The following is a 21,466-nucleotide window of genomic DNA, read 5'->3' as shown; positions in this document are numbered from 1 at the left end:
TTTATTCTCCTCTAATATTCTTTAGCATCCCCTTTGCAATACTTCCTGCATCAACCTTGTATGTTCCTTCTTTTATCTTTTGTTTTATTTCATTAACTTTATCTAAATTTATATTTTCATTATCATTATTTATCTTACTTAAATATTTAGCATCTTCTGATATTTCAACTTTATCCTTTAATTGCTTATTTCCTATATCTGCTTTTACATATTGTTTTTGCTTACTATACGCATTTATCATATTCTTTGCCATTATAGAGTTTATTTTCATAATTACCTCCATTTAACTTTTTTACATCATACCTATAAATATAATTATCGGCTTATCCACAATTATATTTAGTCTTTCCACAAAATTTATTAGAATAATAAATATTATTGTTAATAAATCAAAAAGGAGCCTTGTTAGACTCCTATTCTTCACACTTTTTAAAATTTGTTATTCTTATTGATATTTTATCTTCTATCTTTATACTTTCACCAGTAGCAACACATTTATCATTAACATAAATATCTAAATCTTCATCTATAGTCTTATCTAGGCAAATAACATCTCCTTCTTTTATTTCTAATATATCTTTAATGCTCTTCTTACATTTACCTAATGTAACACTTACATCTACTTTAGCGCCTAATATAGAATTATTATTTTCAAAACTTTCTACTTCTTTTCTATTTAAATCATCAAATTCTACTTCATATAGATTTTCTTTAAGCATTGTATTCATTTTATACACTTCCTTTTACGACTTTTAAGGTTAATTTCTTATATCTATTTATAAATATCTATTAGTAATCCTTGTATAGTATCAATTGTTGATGATATATCCAAGTTTTCTTTTTCTTCACTTAATAACTCATTAGTTAAGCTTTCTAATTGCTCATTAATAGTTTCTACTGTAGAGTAATATTGATTTTCCCAAAAACCTATATTCTTATTTAAAATATAAGTATAATCTACTACTGCCTTTAAATAATTTTTAATAGTTGACTTATAATTTTTAACATCAATATAACTTTTACTTAATATTAATTTATTGCCTTTTTTCTTTATGTCTTTTATATAACTTTCTAGTTCCTCTTTAGTAGCAGACTTATATGATTTCATAAAACTCTCTGAAAAATCACTTCTTGCAGAAACAGTCTTATCTTTAACTTCAATATTTCTACTTGGTTGTATACTTCTAATTTCCATTTGTAAAACCTCTATAATAACTCATTACCTTTGGAACGTAATTTTGGGTTTCTTTTGGCATTTTATAAATATCATCTATTGATGTAACACCTCTGTTCATCATCCTAGTAGGTCCACCATTATATGCCATTAGTGCCATTTCAATATCTCCATCATATCTATCTATGTATTCTTTTATATGTTTTACTCCACCTTCAATATTTTGTTCTATATTAAATGGGTCTTCTACACCTAATGCCTTACAATTTTCTGGCATAAGTTGCATAAGTCCTTTTGCTCCTGCTGAAGATACAACATTAGGATCAAAATTTGATTCTACTTTTATTATTGCTTTTACTAAATTTGAATCTACTCCATGTTGATTTGAATATAACTCTACTGCATTTTCTATTCTTTCATCTACAGTTAAATTTGACACATCAGCAGTAATGTAATTATTTATACTAGTGCTTCCACTACTTAATACCGAACTATTATATGTACTTAGAATCCCCTCTAATGAAACTTTTTCAGCCTCAGTTTTTGCATACTTGTTTTTTTCACTTATAGCACTAAGTAAGCTAGTAAGCATTATGTTAAATGCACTTGAACTAGAGCTTGAATTAGAGCTTGTACCTAAAACTGATCCTAAGCTTGAAAGACTGCTTAAATCATTTAGTGATGATTTACTTGTTGAATTAGTTAAACTACTTAAACTAGTTGAACTTAATGAGTTTGTACTACTAGAACTATTTATACCATAAAGTTGTAAAATACTATATATATCACTTAAACCCTGTATATTATTTGACATTTAATCACCCCGAAACGTTATTATATTAATTATACGGATAGTAATTATATAAATTAATAGTATTACATAAAAAATTTCGCCTTTAGAATCAATTCAAAATTTGAATTAATTCCAAAGGCGATTATATTATTTTAATTTTAGTATATCTTTGCTTCTTCTTCTCCATCAAGCACTCTAATAGCACCTTGAGCTAATGCTAATAATTCATCTTCTCCTGGATAAACAGTTATATCACTGATCCATTCAACTCTTTTCTTAATTTCATTAACTACTACAGGTGAATACGCTATTCCACCAGTTAAAATGATTTGATCTACTCTTCCATTAAGAACAGTAGCCATTTCCCCTATAGCTTTGCTAACTTGATAAATAAATGCATCAAATATTAATGAAGCATATTCATCTCCTTCTTCTCTAGCTTTTAATACATCTCTAGCATCATTAGTATTAAGATATGCAACATAGCCACCCTTACCAACTATCTTGTTATATACTTCTGCTTGAGTATACTTTCCACTAAAGCATAACTTAATTAAATCCCCAACTGGAACTGATCCTGCCCTTTCTGGTGAAAATGGCCCGTCTCCATCTAAAGTATTATTTACATCAATAACTAACCCATCCTTATGAGCAGCAACAGATACTCCGCCTCCCATATGAACTATAACAAGATTTAAATCATCATATCCTTTTCCATTTTCCCTTGCATATCTTTTAGCAACTGCTTTTTGATTTAATGCATGAAAAATACTTCTTCTTGGTAATTCAGGAACACCTGAAATTCTAGCTATATCTTGTAATTCATCTACAACAACAGGATCAACTATAAATGACCTTATTCCAACTTCTTTTGCAATCTCATTTGCTAATATTCCACCTAAATTAGACGCGTGTTGTCCTGATACTCCAACCTTTAAATCTTCTAATAAATTATCAGTAACTTCATAAGTACCTCCTGGAATTGGCCTAAGCATTCCACCTCTTCCTACTATTGCATCTAATGAATTTACATCAATATTATTTTCTTTTAAAACATTCATTATAACTTCTTTTCTAAATCCTTTTTGATCAAAAATAGTATCATATTTAGCTATTTCATCTGATGAATGTCTTAATGTTTCAACTAAAACTTCCTTTTCACCTGAATAAACTCCTATTTTAGTTGATGTTGAACCCGGATTAATTATTAATAATTTATATGCCATAATTCTCAATACCCCCTAAGTATATTACTTTCTACCCTCTGATACTAATGCAGCTAATGCAATAGAATTTACCTTTGTTTCAAAGCTATCTGCTCTTGAAGTTAAAATAACTGGAGCTGATGTTCCTACTAATATACCACCATTTTTAGTTTGCGCTGTATAAGTTAAAGACTTATACATAACATTTGCAACATCTATATTAGGAAGTACTAATATATCTGCTTTTCCCGCTACTGGTCCTGTTACCCCTTTATGATGTGCTGCTTCTTCAGATAAAGCATTATCTAAAGCTAAAGGTCCATCAACTATACACCCTTTAATTTGTCCTCTATCACTCATCTTAGATAATAATGCTGCATCTATAGTTGCTGGCATATCTGGATTTACAACTTCTACTGCGCAAACTGGAGCAACCTTTGGATTTTCTATTCCACAAGCTTTTGCTACCATTACTGAATTATTTATAATTTGAACCTTTTGCTTTAAATCTGGATAAGTATTAAATGCAGCATCTGTTAATAAAATTAATCTATCAATTCCTTCAACTTCAAATACAGATACATGTGACATTAACTTTCCTGTTCTAAGTCCAACTTCTTTATTTAATACACTTCTTAAAAAAGTAGCTGTATCAACTAGTCCCTTCATAACCATATCCGCTGTACCACTTGATACTAATTCAATTGCTTTTAATGTAGCTTTTTTTACATCAGCTTCATGAACTATTTCAAAAGCAGTTAAATCCATATCAATTTTTGCAGCAACTTCTTCAATCTTATCTTTATCCCCTACTAAAATTGCTTCTGCAATTCCTCTATCTTTTGCAGCTTTAACAGCTTCTAAAACAGGCTCATCTTGTGCCACTGCTACTGATAATTTCTTTGTTTTTGCAACCTTTAACTTAGTTAATAAATCATCAAAACTTTTACTCATGTTACACCTCTCCTATATTTTCATTTCCCAATAACCCTATTTAGTAAGTTTTTATATTTTTTTAAATTAAATGAAATATTTACCTTATATTCTATTTTATCAAACTTTTTCATAAAAACCTAAATTTTCAGAAAATTTCATGTTAAATTTTTAACCATGGGAGTGCGAAAAAAAGCAGATGTATTTTTTCAGGAATTAGTATAATTTCGTTAAGAATTTATATCCTTATTGGAGTAAATTCTAAAACTCAATTATAATATTCCTTCCAATCACACATCTACTTTTTTTCTTTTTTCCTATCTTAATGTAAATACTCCAATTTGTTTTTAGAGGCAGTATTCATTTAATATCGCTTAATAAAATCTACTTACATCTAAAATCATACTATTTCCATTTGAAGCACAAACATTAACTTTTAAAATATCTTGCTTTTAATACTACTGTATTGCACTATATTTTTCTATAATTCTCTCTGCAACTTTGATTCCATCTACTGCTGCAGATACGATTCCTCCGGCGAAGCCTGCGCCTTCTCCACATGGGTATAAGCCGCTTAGAGAAATACTTTCTAATCTTTCATTTCTAGTTATTTTAACTGGAGCTGAAGTTCTTGTTTCAATACCAGTTAAGACAGCATCTTCTCTACCATATCCCTTAATTTTTCTATCAAAATTATTTACACCTTCTTTAATTCCATCAACAACATAAGAAGGTAAACACTCTCTCATATCTGCAAATTCAAAACCTGGTTCATAACTTGGAATAACTGCTCCTAATTTAGTTGATTTTCTATCATTAACAAAATCACCTAATAATTGAACTGGAGCTTTGTATCCACCTCCACCAACTTTATAAGCTAATGATTCATAATGTCTTTGGAATTCCATTCCTCTTAACACTGAAGTTCCTTCAAAATCTTCTGGTCCAACAGTTACAACTAATGCAGAATTTGAATTAGCCTTATCTCTTGCATGATAACTCATACCATTTGAAACTAATCTATTCTCTTCTGAAGCAGCCGCTACTACTACTCCACCTGGACACATACAGAATGAATATACTCCTCTTCCTAAATCTTTGCTTTGATAAGTTAAGTTATAACTTGCTGCATGTAATCTTGGATGACTTGCCATCTTACCATATTGACCAACATTAATCATTTCTTGTGGGTGCTCAATTCTAACACCAATTGCAAATGCCTTTGGTTCCATAAATATCCCTATTTTATGTAACATTTCATATGTATCTCTTGAACTATGACCTAATGCTAAAACAAGTGCATCACATGGTATTTCATCACCATTTACAATTATACTTTTTATTTTTCCGTTATTGCTTTTTATATATTCAAGCTTAGAAGAAAATCTAACTTCTCCACCTAAAGCAATTATTTGTTTTCTTATATTTTTTACTACATCTTTTAATATATCTGTTCCAACGTGTGGTTTTGCTTCATATTTTATTTCTGCTGGAGCCCCTGCTTTAACAAGCTCTGCTAAAACATAGTCACATTTTTTATCCTTAATTCTAGTAGTAAGCTTCCCATCTGAAAATGAACCTGCTCCCCCTTCACCAAATTGAACATTTGATTCTAAATTAAGTTCGCCAGTTTTCCAAAACTTATCCACAGTCTCTGTTCTTTTATCAACATCTTCTCCACGTTCTATCACCAATGGTTTATAACCTTTTTGAGCTAACATTAATGCTGAAAATAATCCTGCTGGTCCAAGTCCAACTACTACTGGTCTATTATTAAGCTTTTCACTTCCTGGTTCAACATCTGGCTCATACTTAGATACATCAACCCTAACATCATTATCATGAAGTCTATTAACTAATTTTTCTTCATCCTTATGATTAATTTCAACTGCATATGTAAGTTTAATATTATCTTTTTTTCTAGCATCAATACTTTCTCTTACTATTCTTAAATCTTCAATTTCTTTTTCTGAAATTCTTAATTTTTTACTTACTTTTTTCTTTAATAAACTTATGTCATCATCTAAACTAAGGCTTAGATTATTTATTCTTATTGTCATATATTCACCTCATATTGGTCATTAAGGTCAATCCAAATATTTAGATTGACCTTAATGATAAATTATTGATTTAATTCTTCTGTATTTCCTGTACTGGTATTAGGATCATTAGTACTAGTCTGCGAATCTTTAGATATAGTTAATTTCACTTCACTTACGCTATCTATATTAACATTATCTACACCAACTAAATTTACAGTAGGTACTTTAGTGTATTCTCCAGCTTCAGTATATTCTGAAACATCTAATTCTGCAGCAAAGTTTGCCTCTGTTAGACTATTTAATACATCAGCATAACCCGAAACTGTTATTGTAACCTTATCTGAATCTGGTATAATAGTCAACCCCTCTGCTGTTGTTCCTACAATTGAGTATGAAATTGTAAACTCCTTGGTTTGGGCCTTGTCTATTGATATATTAACTTTTATAGAGCTTTCGCCATTATGGATTGATATCCCATCTGGTATTCCTAATGCAACCTCTACAGTAGTTGAATCCTTTATTCCAGATAAATCAATTACCTCTGTTCCAATTTCACTTACATTATTTAAAATCTCTTCTGGTCCTGTTATTCCAATTTCAGTTGTATCAGATGATATTGATTTTAGTCTTAAGCCATTAGGTAATGTTCCTGTTGTATTTATCTTTATAGGAACTGTTTTTCCTTCATTAATTTCAATAGTTGCTTCAACCCATTTTTGTGATAATTGAACCCCTGTAACCTCATTACCATTGTCATCTACCGCTGATATAATGTAGTCTTTCACAATTGTCTTTACTGCATTACTTTCTTCACCTTCAGCAATTACTTTAGTAACTTTATTAACTAAAGATTCTGGTCCTGATACTACTACAGTTTCTGGACTAAATACTGGAGTTGCAACATAATAACTAGATTTTGATATAACGTTAATCTCTGATTTTACAGGTACTTCTTTTGTAGAATACTCCTCAGTATTAACTGTAATTGTTAGCCCACTACTATTTTTAATCTTTACTGTACTTGGAGCTTCTTTAATATTTACAGCAATCTTATTTTCACCTTTTTTAAGTACAAATTCACTTAAGTCCACTGTTATCTTAAAATCACTTTTATCAATACTAAATAAATCCTGAGTGTTACCTTCAACTTTTAACTTCACATAAAAATTTTGATTTGGAGCTAACGCTAATCCTGTATCTTTTAAACTATCTGAATTTAATATTTCTACTGGCACATTATTTAATTCATAAGACTTTATTGGATTTTCAATGTTAGTTACGTAAATCCATAAGCCTAAAGATAGCAAAATACATACTAATTGAACTATTACTTTCTGTTTATTATTCCAGTTATCCATGTTTTCACCTTCTTGCCAGCAGTTTTAACATTTTTCTCTTCTCTATGATCCATTATCTTTAGTAAGATACTTCTCAATCTATCTTTATCATAATTTCTTGTTAAACGTCCATTTATAGCTAAAGAAATAGTTCCTGTTTCCTCTGATACTATAATAACTAAAGCATCAGATATTTCTGAAAGTCCTATTCCTGCCCTATGTCTGGTTCCTAATTTTTTATTTATCTCTTGATTATTAGTCAACGGTAAAACACATCCAGAAGCTACTATTCTATCTTTACCTATTATTGTAGCTCCATCATGAAGTGGAGTATTGACTACAAATATATTTTCTAATAAATTTGCAGTAATTTTTGCATCAATAATGGTTCCTGAAGAAATAATCTCTCCTAACCCTGTTCCTTGTTCAATTGCTATTAATGCTCCTGTTTTTGTCTCTGCTAAATTAGATACAGCATTAACAATTTCATTTACATATATATTTCTCTGTTCTTTATCAACAAGTCCATGCTTATCTTCAAAAGCACTTCTACCTAAATGCTCTAAAGCTCTTCTAATTTCAGGTTGAAATATTATTACAACAGATATTATTCCAATTGTTAAAGTTTTGCTTAGTATAAAATATAGCATGCTCAAATTTAAAATAGAACTAATTGGTATCAATATAATAATAAATGCTATTCCCTTCAATAGCTGCTCAGCTCTTGTTTCTTTAATTAACATATATCCTTTATAAAATATAAATGCTACTACTAAAATATCAATAACAGCAGTAACTGACATACTCTTTAGTGAATTCATTACGATTGTAATAAAGTTTTGCATCTAATCCACCACCATAAATTTACTAATTAAATTATACACTATAATAATAATTGTTAAAATATTATTATTTTATTTTTAATATTTCATTTAAGTATAATTTCTTTTTTTCTTAATATAAATTATATAAAATGACTTCTTCATAATATTTAAATTGTAATTATACTTAAAGGATGTGAATTTTTTTTGGAAAATATAAAAAAAACATTATCTGATAATAAAATATTCTTAATTACTTTAAGCATAGGTGTAATTGTAACATCTACTATGATGATATTATTATATAAAAATAATAATGCTATTCAAACCTTAAGTAATAATGGATTAATTATTACAGACACTTCATCAAAAGAATTTGAACCTTATGTTACTGAACTTTCTTCCATTAACTCTACTTTAAAAGACTGTATTAGTGGAGTAACAGTAAATACTAAATCAGCTTCAAGCATATTGAGTGATGATTTAAGTAAATTAAGTGCATTAAAAGAAAAGGTCGCTTCAACAGTTGTAGCTAATAATGAAACTCCTGAAATAATTCCAAAGCTTACATCCTGTATAGAAAATACAGAGAATCTTTATAAATACTGTCTTGAAGTTTTATCATATACAAGTAATTTAACAGCTCCTGAAACTACTTCACAAATTTTAGTATTAAAAGAAGCTTGTAATAGTAGCTATGCTGAATTATCTCCTTATGGATTTTCTTTAGAGTTACCAGAAGATAGTGAAACTTTTTTTGATAACTTAATTGGTTATTTAAATACAATTGATAAATTGAATAAACAAGACTCTATAAAAACTAATCAATATAATGCCTATATTGAAAAACTTACTAAATGTACTAATAGTTTTTCTGATTTATTAGAAGACTTAGAACCTGCAATAAAATTAATAAGAAAAGATAATCGCTCATTAGATGTAATACTTGATGATATAAAGAAAAAGGAAGATACTTTAACCGTAATAAAAAATGATTTTAATTATTCTTCTATACCAGAAGGTTGTATTTCTTATTACAACTCTGTAAATAATACATTTTCATTATATTCTACTTATTTAAATGCCCTTAAAGTTGCAGTTATTTATGAAAAATCATCTTCATCATATGAAGATAATAAAAAAAATATAGATAAATATTATGAAAATGCATTTTCTAAATATGAAGATGTAAAAACTTCCTTTGAATCATTATTAAACTCTTTTTGATAATGTTTTGTATTATTTAAAATTTTTTGGGTAAAATAAATCTCGATTGGGTTATTCCAAAAGGAGGTTTATTATGAAATTTGGAAAATTCTTATTTTGTATTATACTAACACTATCCCTTTCAGCACTTGACTTAAGCTTATATAATTCATATGTTGAAGTAAGCGCAAGTACAATATTAGAGAACAATTTAGCAAATTTAGAAAGTAACACAAATAACTATATAAATTTATCTGATGAAGATTACGTAGAAGTTTTTAAAGAAAATAATCAAATGCTTTATTTAACACAATCAGATATTTATTTAATGTCTCAAGTAGTATATGCTGAAAGTAAAGGTGAGCCCTATGAGGGTAAAGTTGCTGTTGCATCAGTAATATTAAACAGAGCTCTTAACAGTGGATTTCCTAACACAATTGAAGGTGTTATATATCAACCTAGAGCTTTTTCTTGCATTGTTGATGGTCAAATTAACGTTGAACCAACTCAAGAATGTTTTGATGCTGTTTATGATGCATTAAGTGGAAATGATCCTACAGGAGATGCTGTATTTTTCTATAATCCTGATATAGCTACTTGTTCCTGGATGCAAAGTGTAGAAAAACATAATGTAATTAGTATAGGACAACACTTATTTTTCACTTTGTAGCATAAAGAAAGGGTTACCATCATGGTAACCCTTAAATTTTATTCAAAAGTTGGCTTTATTATTGCTTTTCCTTCACTTACTAATACTTTTCCTTTTGCGATTACAGTATCAATATCCAATGTTTCTTTATCAACCATTACTAAATCTGCATCTCTGCCTGATTCAATTCGTCCTTTATTATCTAACTTTAAAACTTCTGCCACGTTTGATGTAATTACTTGTATAGCCTTTTCTATAGGTACATTATATTCATTTATACTATCTTTAACTTCTCTATAAAGAGTTTGAACTGAGCATATTCCTAACCCAACTAACTTACCTGAATCATCAAATATAGGCATACTTCCATTTCCATCAGAAGAAAATGTTATATGTTTTATATCTACTCCATTCTTTAATAAAAGAGCTAATCCCTCTCCAGCTCTTAATTCGCCTGGTTCTAAATATCTTGGATCTGAGCTTGTTGTCAAATCAATAAATCCACCTTTTTTAGCATATTCAATTCCAACTTCAAATAACTTATCACTTCTATTAATATGTGTTGGTAAAAGCTGAGTTGGTGGAATTTCTGTTTCTTCTATTACTTTAAATAAATAATCTAATCTTCTTGCACCATCTCCCAAATGAACATTAACAATACCTGCTTTTCCTGATAATATTCCTCCTACTCTAGCTTGAGCAACAGCATTTACAAAATCTTGATATGTTGCCTGAGAACTTCTATGATCTGATAATGCAACTTCTCCAACGCCAATAATTTTATCAACCATCATAAAGTCGCCTTTAATACTTTCAGTTATAGTTTTTACCGGTATTTCATAAGAGCCTGTATAACAATATGTTGTTATTCCTTCTTCTTCTAATCCCTTAGCTTTTGCAATTAAGGCTCTCATATTTCTACATACTCCATCGGTTCCTATACAACCAACTACCGTAGTTATTCCTGATTCAACTAATGAAATTACTGATATTTCTGGAGTTCTTGTCTTAAATCCACCTTCTCCACCGCCACCAATAATATGAACATGCGAATCTAAAAAACCTGGAAATAATATCTTTCCTTTTCCATCTATTATACTTATATTTACAAAATCATTTGGAACATTCACATTATCATATATTCCCTCAATTTTATCACTTACTATGACAATATCTTTTATACCTAGCTTTTCAGGGGCATATACATTTACATTTTTAATAACTGTAATCAAATTAAAATCCTCCTTAAGTATAACTATAAATAAAAAATTAATCCTAAAACTGCAGCTATAACTATTACTAATATGGGATGAACCTTTTTAGATAATAATATAACTCCTATTATCAAAGTTATTATTATACTTTTTAAATCTATATATACTTCTTTTGCCAAATCTATAAATGCATATATTATCAGTGCAATTAGTACAGGCCTCATACCTAGTAAAGCCCCTTTAATTACCTCTGACTCTTTAAACTTATTTAATATTTTACTTATAATTGTTACTAATATGAAAGATGTTGTGACTACACCTAAAGTTGCAAATATACTTCCTAATACTCCATCTATCTTATATCCAACGAAAGTTGCCGAATTAATAGCCACCGGGCCAGGTGTCATTTGTGATATTCCAATTATATCGGTAAACTCAGACATTGATATCCATCCATTACTTTCTACTACTTCCTTTTGGATGAATGGTAGCATTGCATACCCACCACCAAAACTAAATGTTCCTATTTTTAAAAATGCCCAAAATAATTTAATTAATATTTCCATTAGTTCACCTTTTTCCTTAAGAATATAGCCCCATATACTCCAGATATTATTATTACTATTACTGGATGAATATCAAAAAACATTAAAACCACTAAAGATATAATTATTGTTATTACAGTTCTACTATTCTTTTCTAATCCCTTTGCTAGACTAACCGCCCCTATTAACACTAATATGGGAACTGCTGCTGTTATTCCTTTAAAAGCTGCATTAACATAATAATTGCTTCTAAACTGCATAAAAAACATAGCTATCAACAATATAATAAAAAATGATGGTAACACTACTGCTAATAATGCAGTAATTGCTCCAAATATTCCACTTATTTTATATCCTAAAAATACAGACGTATTTACAGCTAATGCCCCTGGTAAACTCTGTGCAACAACTAATATATCAACAAACTCTTCCTTACTTAACCATCCCTTATTTTTAACTACTTCCTCTTCTATTAATGGAATCATTGCATATCCACCACCAAAAGTGAATGCACCAATCTTAAATATAGATATAAATAATTCTATTAGCTTTTTCACCCTTCCTTTCAACTCCTTCGTTTATATTTTATTACTGTATTTAAGTTATGTATTATTTAAATTCAACAATTCGAATCATTATTTATTAATAAATTATATAATTTTTGGTAATTATCTTTCAATATATATCACTCTATTACTATTAAATTTAACAAAACTTAGCACAATATAAATATTAATAAAGCTCTAAAAAATAAGTTTTCAAATGTTATTTATAATTCTTAAAATTAAATTCATGAAAGCAATTATAAAACTCATATACAACATAAATAAAAAAATAGAACCGCCAATGCGATTTTTAGTGTTGCATCTAAGTAAAACTTACTTGTTGACACGAATGTATTATGTCTAAGGAATAATTTACAACTAAAAAAATAAACCCCCATGTGATTTAATAGTCTTGCTATAAACTATTCACATGGAGGTTTTTTATTATGTCCAATACTAATAATAAATTAGTTTTTAATAAATTAATAGCGGAAATTCAAGGAACTTTTCTAGAAAGAGTTATTTCAAAATATGATGGAAATTTTAGAAGTCAGCATTTTGATACCAAATCACATTTATATGCATTACTTTATTCTAATTTTATGAACTGTAAAAGTTTAAGAGAGTTACAAACTCAAATATCTCATAATAATAAATTGAAAAAATTCATTAATATACCAAGTGTTTCTCAATTTAGTAGAAAGAATGCATCTAGAGATAGTCGGATTTTTGAAGATATATTTTATTATCTTATATCTAAAGCTAAAAAGCGTTTTGGAGAATATAAACTAATTAAAGATTTTCCTCCGCTTAGAATCATAGATTCAAGCGTAATCGTAACAGCATTAAAATTAGCTCCATCACTTAAATTTGATGACGAAAAATCAGTAATGAAAATTAGTACAATGTTTAATGGCGAATATCCTGAACACATAAATATAGTTAAAGGTAATATTAATGATAGAAAATGTGTTGATAATATGTTTAGAGACAAAGATTGTATATATGTGTTTGATAGAGGATATTACGATTATAGATGGTATGATAAACTTACTGAAAATGGATTTAAATTTGTTACTCGTGGAGTCAAAAACTCAATAGTAATGGAGGAAAAATTTTTAGACTCAAATATAAATGAAGATATTTATGATACTGAGGTAATAATGGGCTCAACGCCCGGCGGAAATTTAACCTTTAATAAATATAGAGAAATTATGTGTTTTGATGAGAATGATGAAGCAATTACTTTTATAACTAATATTTTTGATTTATCAAAAGAAGACATTATAAATATATATAAGAAACGTTGGGAAATTGAGCTGTTCTTTAAATGGATTAAACAAAATCTTAGAATTAAAAAATTTATAGGTTATAATGAAAATGCTGTTAGAATTCAGATTTTTTCAGCATTAATAACATATATGTTAATTTATTTATTTTGTAAAAAGCAAAATTTAGAAGTTAAATATAATATTCTTATTCTAACAAGAATAATCCGATCAAATCTTCTTGAGATTTATTATAGAGGATTAATTACTTTAAGTGGATAAAATAATTTAAAAAATTCTATTCAAAAATTGGACAAGTGCACACTTTTTTAATTCATTATTTTTCCATATGAATAAAAAGTGAGTATTATCGAAAAAATTTCGTTAATACTCACTTTTACTTTAAAAGCAATAGTAATCTATTTCTTTAATACAACACTAAAAATCACTAATGCGATTCTCTTTTTTTATATTATTCTTGGTCTAATATTATTTTCTTAGCTCCTAAGATTGATGTAGCACTCATTGAGAACTCATCTAATCCATATTCAACTAATGTAGGTATAGCAGCTTCATCTCCTGCCATTTCTCCACACATTCCAACCCATTTACCGTGCTTGTGAGCTCCATCAATAGTCATCTTTATTAATCTTAATACAGCTGGGTGCATTGGATTATAAAGGTATGATACTTTTTCACTCATTCTGTCAGCAGCTAATGTGTATTGGATTAAGTCATTAGTTCCGATTGAGAAGAAGTCAACATACTTAGCTAATTCATCAGCCATAACTGCTGCTGCTGGAATTTCAACCATGATACCCCATTGAATAGTTTCTGAAGTTTTAATTCCTTCAGCATGTAATTCTGCTCTACATTCTTCAACGAATTCTTTAGCAGCTTGGAATTCTTCTAATCCAGAAATCATTGGGAACATAACACAAAGGTTTCCGTAAACAGAAGCTCTTAATAAAGCTCTGATTTGAACTCTGAATATATCTTTTCTATCTAAGCATAATCTGATAGCTCTGTATCCTAAGAATGGATTCATTTCTTCAGGTAATGGTAAGTAAGGTAATACCTTATCTCCACCGATATCTAATGTTCTTATAACAACTTGCTTACCGTTAGCTTTTTCTAAAACAGTTTTGTAAGCATTGAATTGTTCTTCTTCAGTTGGAGCTTGGTCTCTGTCCATGTATAAGAATTCAGTTCTGAATAATCCTACACCGTCTCCACCGTTAGCTAAAACTTGATCTATATCTTCTGGCTTACCGATGTTACCGCAAACTTCAACTCTCTTACCAGATTTAGTTACAGTTTTAACTTCGATAAGTTTCTTTAATTCTTCTTGTTCTGCTGCAAAAGCTTCTTTCTTAGCTTTGTATTCAGCAACTACTTCTTCAGATGGGTTGATTATAGCAATACCTTCGATACCGTCAACTATTACTAAATCACCATTTTTAACAGTTGTAGTTATATCTCCTAAACCAACAACAGCAGGAATTTCTAATGTTCTAGCCATGATAGCTGAGTGAGAAGTTCTTCCTCCGATGTTTGTTAAGAAACCACAAACCTTTGATCTATCTAATTGAGCTGTATCTGATGGAGTTAAATCGTGAGCTACAACTACTGTATTTTCTTCAGTTATAGCAAATGCACTTCCACCTTTTCCTGCTAAGTTAGAGATGATTCTCTTAGAAACGTCTTTAATATCAGCAGCTCTTTCTCTCATATAATCATTGTCCATTGATTCGAAAATCATAACAAATGTATCTGTTACATTTTGAACAGCTTTCATAGCGTTTAAGCTATCATTTTCAACTGTCATTTCCATTTGACCAGTAAATTCTGGGTCATCTAATAGTGTTAAGTGAGCTTCGAAAACAGCCGCTTCGTGTTCACCTATTTCAGCAAGTGTTTTTTCCTTTATTGCTGTTAATTGTTGTTTTGATGCTTCTAATGCAACATTTAATTTTTCTTTTTCTGCAGCTACGTCTTCAACTTTAGCATCGTTAATAACTATTTCTTCATGTTCTTGAATAAATACTTTACCTATAGCGTAACCTTTTGATGCAGCGATACCTTTTTTCATATAAATTCCTCCTACACTTAAGCATAAATTTAATACTATTATTAAAATTATTGTTATACTTTAAGCCACTATAATATTTCTATTACAATTTAATGACCTATTATATACTGTTGAAAATTTGTAAGATAAATCTATCCCATTTTAAATTTATCTTATTTAAACTTAATACGACCATGAGTATTATAACATATTTTAAATAACGTTATCATTAATTTTTTTAAATTTTATCTTTGTGTGGAAGCATTCTCCTAAAAAAATATAGAATTTATTTATTATTTCAAGAAAAATCATTCGCTATACGTATAATTTATAAATCATCAACTAAAACACTAGCCTTGGCATAAGCTGTTGATTTAGCCTCAAAGAAGTCTGTTTTAACAGTATTAGCATTTGATAATGAATCAACCCATGGAGCTGGATTTTTATCGTATCCTTCAAATAAAGGTTCTAATCCTATTTCTTTTAGTCTTTTATTTCCTAAATACTTAATGTATGAATCAATTAGATTTTTATTAATTCCTTGTATGTTTTCTCCAATAACATAATTTCCCCAATTAATCTCATGTTCAACTCCAATTTTCATCATAAGTCTTAATTCTTCAACAAACTCTTTAGTAAATATTTCTGCCTCTTCTTTTTGAAGTTCTCGAATTAAACTTCTAAATAACCATAAATGTGTATTTTCATCTCTATTTATATAACGAATTTCTTGAGCTGAACCTGGCATCTTCCCGTTTCTTTCAAGGTTATAAAAGAACATAAATCCAGAATAAAAATAAATTCCTTCCAATATGAAGTTAGCCATAATAGTTCTTATAAGATTTTCTTCAGTTGGATTTTCTAAAAATTTATTATATTGCTCTCCAATAAACTTATTTCTTTCTAGAAGAACTTTGTCATCTTTCCATTGATAAAGAATTTCATTTCTTTTTTCTGGTGAACAAATTGTATCAAGCATATAGCTATAGCTTTGTGAATGTACAGCCTCCTGGAATGCTTGAATAGTTAAACATAAATTGATTTCACTAGCAGTTACATAATTATTTATATTGCTCAAATTAGCTGTTTGTATTGAATCTAAGAATATTAAAAATGATAATATCTTATCATATGCCATTCTTTCGTTATTATCTAACTTTCCATAATCCTTTAAATCCTGAGAAAGATTAATTTCTTCTGGAATCCAAAAATTATTCATTGCCTGTCTGTACCAATCTGATGCCCATTTATATTTCATATTATTAAAGTCATTTAAGTTAGTGGTATTTCCATTTATCATTTTTTTCTTACTAACTTCAATATCACCATTTTCATTAAATAAAGGCTTTTTCCTTATCTCCATTTCTTTTCTCCCGCTCTTAACTTAGTATGTCTCAAAAGCATTAATCCTCTACACAATTAATACTTTTGAGATAATAATCAATTTTTATGCAGAACAGCTTTCACATTCTGCAACTTCTAATGACTTAGATCTTACATAATAAATAGATTTAACTCCGCACTTACATGCTGTTATATATAAATTCATTATTTGTCTCATTGTATATTCTGTTGTTATATATAAATTAAATGATTGACCTTGGTCTATATGTCTTTGTCTAATTCCATTTATCTTTATACAAAGCTGTTGATCTATATTATAAGCTGAATTATAGTACCAGAAATTCTCCCAACTTAAATTTGGAGCTGTTTTTGGAACAATACTTCCCTTCTTTTCTTCTAGCCAGAATCTTGCCATAACAGGATCTACTCCCTCTGATGTTCCAGCTATTGTTGCTGTAGAACCATTTGGAGCAACTGCAAATAAGTATCCGTTTCTTAATCCGTATTTTCTTACATCACTTTTTAAGTCATTCCATTTGTCTGAATCATAATTTCTTAAGCTAAAATACTCTCCATTTTGCCAATCTGAACCATCGAAACATGAGTATGCTCCTTTTTCTTTAGCTATTTTCATACTTGCTTTAATTGCATAATAATTTATTTTTTCATAAACCTTATCTGCAAACTCTAAATGTTTTTCTTCATTCCAGTGAATTTTATTATTTGCAAGCATATGATGGTATCCACTAGTTCCTAATCCTATTGCTCTATATTTTTTATTAGTAACTTCAGCAAAAGGTACTGAGTAGTAATTTAGATCTATTACATTATCCATAGCTCTTATTTGAGTTTCAACTACATATTCCACATCTTCATCGTTATTTACGTCAACATTTCCTAATACTATTGATGAAAGATTACAAACTACAAAATCCCCTGCCTTAGTTTTTTCAACTATAATAGTATCTCCATTGTCATCTGTTATTGTTGTATTTTGAATATCCATAGGACTCATATTTTGCATTATTTCTGTACATAAATTAGAAGAGTAAATCATTCCTGCATGTTTGTTAGGATTCATTTTATTTACTGTATCTCTGTAGAAAGCAAAAGGTGTTCCTGTTTCTGCAGCACTTTTAATAATCAATCTAACTATATCCTTAACAGACATTACCCTTTTATCAATTCTGTCATCATTAACACAATCATAATATCTTTTTTCCCATTCTTCCCCATAGTAATCTTCTAAAGAATATCCCTTAATGGATTTAATCTCATGAGGACACATCATGTACCAATTAGCGTCTATATCCTCTTCTGCTAATCTCCAGAATAAATCTGGATAACAAAGCCCTGGGAAAATATCGTGCGCTTTCTTTCTATCATCACCATTATTAGTTCTTAATTGTAAAAACTCTGGTACTTCTTTATGCCAAGCATCAAGCCATATTGCAACTGATCCATTTCTTACTCCCAATTGGTCAACTGCTACTGCCGTATCATTAAATAGCTTTATCCATGGAATTACTCCACCTGATGCTCCTTTAAAACCTCTTATCGCTGATCCTATAGCTCTTATCTTACCTATATAAATTCCCATTCCTCCACCGAACTTTGATACTTCTGCAAAGTTATCTAAAGATTTATATATTCCTTTTAAGCTATCCTCTACTGTATCAATAAAACATGAACTTAATTGATAAAATGGCTTTCTAGCATTTGACATAGTAGGTGTTGCCATAGTTGCTTTAAGTGAGCTTAAAACATCATAAAACCTCTTTGCCCACACTAATCTATTTTGTTTATCCTCTGGAATTGCTAAATGCATTGCTATTCCCATAAACATTTGTTGTGGAAGCTCAAGAGGTTTTCTATTATAGTCTTGAATAAGATATCTTTTTGTTAATAAATCTATACCACTATAAGTGAATATATAATCTCTTTCAGGCTTTATCTCTTTTTCCAATTCCTCAATTTCTTCTTTAGTATAATTTTCTAAAATATACTTTCCATATAATTTCTTATCAGTCATTTCAGAAATAAATTCATAATAATTACTATATGGCTTATCTTGTACTTCTCTTCCTCTATTTCTTTTTACTTCATCATATAATCTATCTACATATAATTTTGATGCAACATACTGCCACTTTGGCTCTTGTTCAGTAGTTAGCTCTAATGCTATTTGAATTACAGAATTTCTAACTTCCTCTTCATTCATTGACTCTCTTATTATATTTTTACACCCATCAATTAGCTTCTCTTTTACATAAATTCCTTGTAAATCATCTATTTCACTAACTGCTTTTTTACAAATACTTTCTAAATTAACCACGTTTGCTCCTCCACTATATATAGTATATTTTATTCTTCTCTACACAATATATCGTAATTATAATCTTACTATTTATTATTGTAAAATAACTTATAAAGCAAAAAAACTAAAAAAAAAGACTTATCTTTTCAATTTCTTCAATTTCCTTTAATAATCTATAATGATTATTAATCAATAATTACTTTCCATATATTTATCATTTTTTTATTTATTATTATTATGTTACATATATTTAAAATAAATTACTTAACATAGCTATATTTTTAATATATAATCTTTATGAAAACTATCGATATATTAATACAGAGGTATTTTTTATGAAAGATTTATTTAAAAGTAAAAGTTTTTACATTGACGTTGTAGTAATTATTTTAGGATGTTTTATTTCTTCATTAGGAGTTAATCTATTCCTATCTAATGCTAAGCTTCTAAGTGGTGGAGTTACTGGTATAGCACTAATTTTGCAATATTTATTTAATGTTCCATCAGGAATAACAGTTTTTCTACTTAACATCCCCCTATTTTTTGTAAGTTATAAATTCTTAAGCAAGCGCTTTACTATTTACACTGCAATAGGTATGATTTCATTTTCAACTGCATTAATGATAACTAAACCTTTATCTAACTTAGTTCAAGTTGATGATATGTTATTATATTGTATTTATGGTGGAGTTTTAAGTGGAATTGGATATGGATTAGTATTTTATAGAAATGGTTCTATTGGTGGTACTGATATTATTACTATGGTTATTAGAAAAAAATATTCAAACTTTGATATCGGAAAAGTTGGATTTGGATTTAACTTAATTATAGTTGGTATTTCAGTTTTCATATTTGGACTACCTAGAGCTCTATACACATTAATATCACTATTCATTACCAGCACACTTTTAGATAAAGTACTAAATGGTTTTACTAGTAAAAAACTTCTTCTTATTTTAACTGAAAAGGAAAATGATATTATTAATTACGTAATAAAAGATATGCATCGTGGTGTTACTGCTCTTATGGCTGAGGGTGGATATACTAGAGATAAGAAAAAGCTATTATATGTTGCAGTTACAACATCTCAAATGATTAGCTTAAAAACTAAAATATTAAGAGTTGATCCAAAAGCTTTTATTACTATAATAGATGTATCTGAAGTTAAAGGAAAAGGCTTCGCAACAATTTAGTTACTACGTGTAATATCAAAAAAGAAAGATTATATCGTAGGGAATATTTCACTAATTCCCGAAGAGATAATCTTTCTTTTTTCTTTATCCATGTAATAACTAATTCACAAACTTTTAACCTAAAATTGAATGTAATAACTAATTCACAAACTTTTAACCTAAAATTGAGTTAATGTTTTTGCTGATAAATAATATTTCAATATTCTTAGAAAAGTAGACTATGCAACATTTTCTATTTACCCTAATACTTTAAATACTTTCTAAGTATTCTTTTTTTCCTATTTCGTATAGGTTATTTCCTTCTGTGTCTATTATAACAACTAATGGCATGTCTTTTACTTCTAGCTTTCTTATTGCTTCTGCTCCTAAATCATCATAAGCTATTACTTCTGACGACTTTATGCATTTACTTATTAATGCACCCGCTCCACCTATTGCTCCAAAGTATATTGCATTATTTCTTTTTATTGCACTTATAACTTCTTCATTTCTTGCACCCTTACCTATCATGCCCTTTAAACCTAAATCTAATAGCCTTGGTGCATAACTATCCATTCTATAACTAGTTGTCGGTCCAGCCGAACCTATAACCTCTCCTGGCTTTTCTGGAGTAGGTCCTACATAATATATAACTTCACCATTAATATTTAAAGGTAACTCTTTTCCTTCATCTAGTAAATTTATTAATCTTCCATGAGCTGCATCTCTAGCAGTATAAACTATTCCTGATAATAATATGCTATCTCCAGCTCTTAATGTTTTCGATATTTCTTCAGTTAAAGGAGTTGATATCTTCTTTTCCATTTTAA

20 protein-coding genes are annotated in these 21,466 nt (G+C 28.8%); 4 read left to right on the top strand and 16 right to left on the bottom strand.

Annotated features, from left to right (window positions below; genetic code table 11):
* Position 1: 1 nt before the first annotated feature.
* The 9 genes from flgM to cdaA all read right to left on the bottom strand — a co-directional run bounded on the left by flgM (position 2) and on the right by cdaA (position 8,329).
* The gene (flgM, locus tag HCG70_RS00510; RefSeq protein WP_221697339.1) at positions 2 to 271 is read right to left on the bottom strand and encodes a flagellar biosynthesis anti-sigma factor FlgM; all 270 of its coding nucleotides are present in this window, start codon (positions 269 to 271) and stop codon (positions 2 to 4) included.
* A 142-nt stretch (positions 272 to 413) separates the two neighbouring features.
* Complete coding sequence (locus HCG70_RS00505; RefSeq protein ID WP_042402492.1) at positions 414 to 728, bottom strand: FliM/FliN family flagellar motor switch protein; 315 nt, start codon at positions 726 to 728, stop codon at positions 414 to 416.
* A 44-nt stretch (positions 729 to 772) separates the two neighbouring features.
* Entirely contained in the window at positions 773 to 1,195 is a 423-nt protein-coding gene (locus HCG70_RS00500) for a YaaR family protein (RefSeq protein ID WP_055292394.1), read from the bottom strand.
* Positions 1,185 to 1,988, bottom strand: coding sequence for a lytic transglycosylase domain-containing protein (locus tag HCG70_RS00495; RefSeq protein WP_082423946.1), 804 nt, complete (start codon positions 1,986 to 1,988; stop codon positions 1,185 to 1,187). The genes HCG70_RS00500 and HCG70_RS00495 overlap by 11 nt, the downstream gene beginning before the upstream one ends.
* A 137-nt stretch (positions 1,989 to 2,125) precedes the next feature.
* Positions 2,126 to 3,193, bottom strand: a complete 1,068-nt coding sequence (gene buk, locus HCG70_RS00490) for a butyrate kinase (RefSeq protein WP_042402497.1) — start codon at positions 3,191 to 3,193, stop codon at positions 2,126 to 2,128.
* Between the two features lie 24 nt (positions 3,194 to 3,217).
* Positions 3,218 to 4,126, bottom strand: coding sequence for a phosphate butyryltransferase (gene ptb, locus HCG70_RS00485; RefSeq protein WP_042402499.1), 909 nt, complete (start codon positions 4,124 to 4,126; stop codon positions 3,218 to 3,220).
* 437 nt (positions 4,127 to 4,563) lie between these two features.
* Positions 4,564 to 6,165, bottom strand: a complete 1,602-nt coding sequence (locus tag HCG70_RS00480; RefSeq protein WP_042402500.1) for an NAD(P)/FAD-dependent oxidoreductase — start codon at positions 6,163 to 6,165, stop codon at positions 4,564 to 4,566.
* Between the two features lie 62 nt (positions 6,166 to 6,227).
* Positions 6,228 to 7,505: a YbbR-like domain-containing protein gene (locus HCG70_RS00475; RefSeq protein WP_042402502.1), complete on the bottom strand. Its 1,278-nt coding sequence runs from the start codon at positions 7,503 to 7,505 to the stop codon at positions 6,228 to 6,230.
* Positions 7,475 to 8,329, bottom strand: a complete 855-nt coding sequence (gene cdaA, locus HCG70_RS00470) for a diadenylate cyclase CdaA (RefSeq protein ID WP_042402506.1) — start codon at positions 8,327 to 8,329, stop codon at positions 7,475 to 7,477. Before cdaA ends, HCG70_RS00475 begins: the two co-directional genes overlap by 31 nt.
* A gap of 183 nt (positions 8,330 to 8,512) precedes the next feature.
* Here cdaA and HCG70_RS00465 point away from each other — a divergent pair, with 183 nt between their 5' ends.
* Together HCG70_RS00465 and HCG70_RS00460 are read left to right on the top strand one after the other, a co-directional pair.
* Positions 8,513 to 9,532, top strand: a complete 1,020-nt coding sequence (locus HCG70_RS00465) for a hypothetical protein (protein ID WP_042402511.1) — start codon at positions 8,513 to 8,515, stop codon at positions 9,530 to 9,532.
* A gap of 73 nt (positions 9,533 to 9,605) precedes the next feature.
* Positions 9,606 to 10,181 carry a cell wall hydrolase gene (locus tag HCG70_RS00460; protein ID WP_042402515.1) on the top strand — a complete coding sequence of 192 codons (576 nt, stop codon included), beginning with the start codon at positions 9,606 to 9,608 and terminating at the stop codon, positions 10,179 to 10,181.
* A gap of 38 nt (positions 10,182 to 10,219) precedes the next feature.
* Here HCG70_RS00460 and iadA read toward each other — a convergent pair whose 3' ends face one another.
* Genes iadA through HCG70_RS00445 form a run of 3 tightly spaced genes read right to left on the bottom strand, consistent with a single transcriptional unit; the run spans position 10,220 to position 12,476 of the window.
* Positions 10,220 to 11,392, bottom strand: a complete 1,173-nt coding sequence (gene iadA / locus HCG70_RS00455) for a beta-aspartyl-peptidase (protein WP_221697336.1) — start codon at positions 11,390 to 11,392, stop codon at positions 10,220 to 10,222.
* Positions 11,393 to 11,415: 23 nt separating this feature from the next.
* Positions 11,416 to 11,940: a chromate transporter gene (locus HCG70_RS00450; RefSeq protein WP_042402522.1), complete on the bottom strand. Its 525-nt coding sequence runs from the start codon at positions 11,938 to 11,940 to the stop codon at positions 11,416 to 11,418.
* The gene (locus tag HCG70_RS00445; RefSeq protein ID WP_042402526.1) at positions 11,940 to 12,476 is read right to left on the bottom strand and encodes a chromate transporter; all 537 of its coding nucleotides are present in this window, start codon (positions 12,474 to 12,476) and stop codon (positions 11,940 to 11,942) included. Before HCG70_RS00445 ends, HCG70_RS00450 begins: the two co-directional genes overlap by 1 nt.
* A 434-nt stretch (positions 12,477 to 12,910) precedes the next feature.
* Between HCG70_RS00445 and HCG70_RS00440 the strand changes: the two genes are divergently transcribed.
* On the top strand, positions 12,911 to 14,014 hold the full coding sequence (locus HCG70_RS00440) for an IS4 family transposase (protein ID WP_221697335.1): 1,104 nt from the start codon (positions 12,911 to 12,913) through the stop codon (positions 14,012 to 14,014).
* A gap of 190 nt (positions 14,015 to 14,204) precedes the next feature.
* Here the strand turns inward: HCG70_RS00440 and ptsP are convergent, their stop codons facing one another.
* The 3 genes from ptsP to HCG70_RS00425 all read right to left on the bottom strand — a co-directional run bounded on the left by ptsP (position 14,205) and on the right by HCG70_RS00425 (position 19,464).
* The gene (ptsP, locus tag HCG70_RS00435) at positions 14,205 to 15,824 is read right to left on the bottom strand and encodes a phosphoenolpyruvate--protein phosphotransferase (RefSeq protein ID WP_221697334.1); all 1,620 of its coding nucleotides are present in this window, start codon (positions 15,822 to 15,824) and stop codon (positions 14,205 to 14,207) included.
* A 307-nt stretch (positions 15,825 to 16,131) separates the two neighbouring features.
* Entirely contained in the window at positions 16,132 to 17,166 is a 1,035-nt protein-coding gene (locus HCG70_RS00430) for a ribonucleotide-diphosphate reductase subunit beta (RefSeq protein ID WP_042401425.1), read from the bottom strand.
* 84 nt (positions 17,167 to 17,250) lie between these two features.
* Positions 17,251 to 19,464, bottom strand: a complete 2,214-nt coding sequence (locus HCG70_RS00425) for a ribonucleoside-diphosphate reductase subunit alpha (protein ID WP_394805642.1) — start codon at positions 19,462 to 19,464, stop codon at positions 17,251 to 17,253.
* A gap of 335 nt (positions 19,465 to 19,799) precedes the next feature.
* Between HCG70_RS00425 and HCG70_RS00420 the strand changes: the two genes are divergently transcribed.
* Entirely contained in the window at positions 19,800 to 20,657 is an 858-nt protein-coding gene (locus HCG70_RS00420) for a YitT family protein (protein ID WP_042401431.1), read from the top strand.
* 249 nt (positions 20,658 to 20,906) lie between these two features.
* On the opposite strand, the gene HCG70_RS00415 is transcribed toward HCG70_RS00420, so the two are convergent.
* On the bottom strand, positions 20,907 to 21,461 hold the full coding sequence (locus HCG70_RS00415; RefSeq protein ID WP_042401432.1) for a Fe-S-containing hydro-lyase: 555 nt from the start codon (positions 21,459 to 21,461) through the stop codon (positions 20,907 to 20,909).
* Positions 21,462 to 21,466 lie beyond the last annotated feature (5 nt).

Source organism: Clostridium sp. K04 (assembly GCF_019734375.1).
Lineage (GTDB): Bacteria > Bacillota > Clostridia > Clostridiales > Clostridiaceae > Clostridium > Clostridium saudiense.
This window is presented reverse-complemented; position numbering and strand designations above follow the sequence as displayed.

What these genes read in the sequence shown, in the direction of transcription:
- HCG70_RS00460 (WP_042402515.1), top strand. Translation starts at nt 9,606, where the DNA reads ATGAAATTTGGAAAATTCTTATTTTGTATTATACTAACACTATCCCTT.
- cdaA (WP_042402506.1), bottom strand. Translation starts at nt 8,329, where the DNA reads ATGCAAAACTTTATTACAATCGTAATGAATTCACTAAAGAGTATGTCA.
- HCG70_RS00480 (WP_042402500.1), bottom strand. Translation starts at nt 6,165, where the DNA reads ATGACAATAAGAATAAATAATCTAAGCCTTAGTTTAGATGATGACATA.
- HCG70_RS00495 (WP_082423946.1), bottom strand. Translation starts at nt 1,988, where the DNA reads ATGTCAAATAATATACAGGGTTTAAGTGATATATATAGTATTTTACAA.
- HCG70_RS00505 (WP_042402492.1), bottom strand. Translation starts at nt 728, where the DNA reads ATGAATACAATGCTTAAAGAAAATCTATATGAAGTAGAATTTGATGAT.
- flgM (WP_221697339.1), bottom strand. Translation starts at nt 271, where the DNA reads ATGAAAATAAACTCTATAATGGCAAAGAATATGATAAATGCGTATAGT.
- buk (WP_042402497.1), bottom strand. Translation starts at nt 3,193, where the DNA reads ATGGCATATAAATTATTAATAATTAATCCGGGTTCAACATCAACTAAA.
- HCG70_RS00430 (WP_042401425.1), bottom strand. Translation starts at nt 17,166, where the DNA reads ATGGAGATAAGGAAAAAGCCTTTATTTAATGAAAATGGTGATATTGAA.
- HCG70_RS00500 (WP_055292394.1), bottom strand. Translation starts at nt 1,195, where the DNA reads ATGGAAATTAGAAGTATACAACCAAGTAGAAATATTGAAGTTAAAGAT.
- HCG70_RS00475 (WP_042402502.1), bottom strand. Translation starts at nt 7,505, where the DNA reads ATGGATAACTGGAATAATAAACAGAAAGTAATAGTTCAATTAGTATGT.
- ptsP (WP_221697334.1), bottom strand. Translation starts at nt 15,824, where the DNA reads ATGAAAAAAGGTATCGCTGCATCAAAAGGTTACGCTATAGGTAAAGTA.
- HCG70_RS00440 (WP_221697335.1), top strand. Translation starts at nt 12,911, where the DNA reads ATGTCCAATACTAATAATAAATTAGTTTTTAATAAATTAATAGCGGAA.
- HCG70_RS00450 (WP_042402522.1), bottom strand. Translation starts at nt 11,940, where the DNA reads ATGGAAATATTAATTAAATTATTTTGGGCATTTTTAAAAATAGGAACA.
- ptb (WP_042402499.1), bottom strand. Translation starts at nt 4,126, where the DNA reads ATGAGTAAAAGTTTTGATGATTTATTAACTAAGTTAAAGGTTGCAAAA.
- HCG70_RS00415 (WP_042401432.1), bottom strand. Translation starts at nt 21,461, where the DNA reads ATGGAAAAGAAGATATCAACTCCTTTAACTGAAGAAATATCGAAAACA.
- HCG70_RS00420 (WP_042401431.1), top strand. Translation starts at nt 19,800, where the DNA reads ATGAAAGATTTATTTAAAAGTAAAAGTTTTTACATTGACGTTGTAGTA.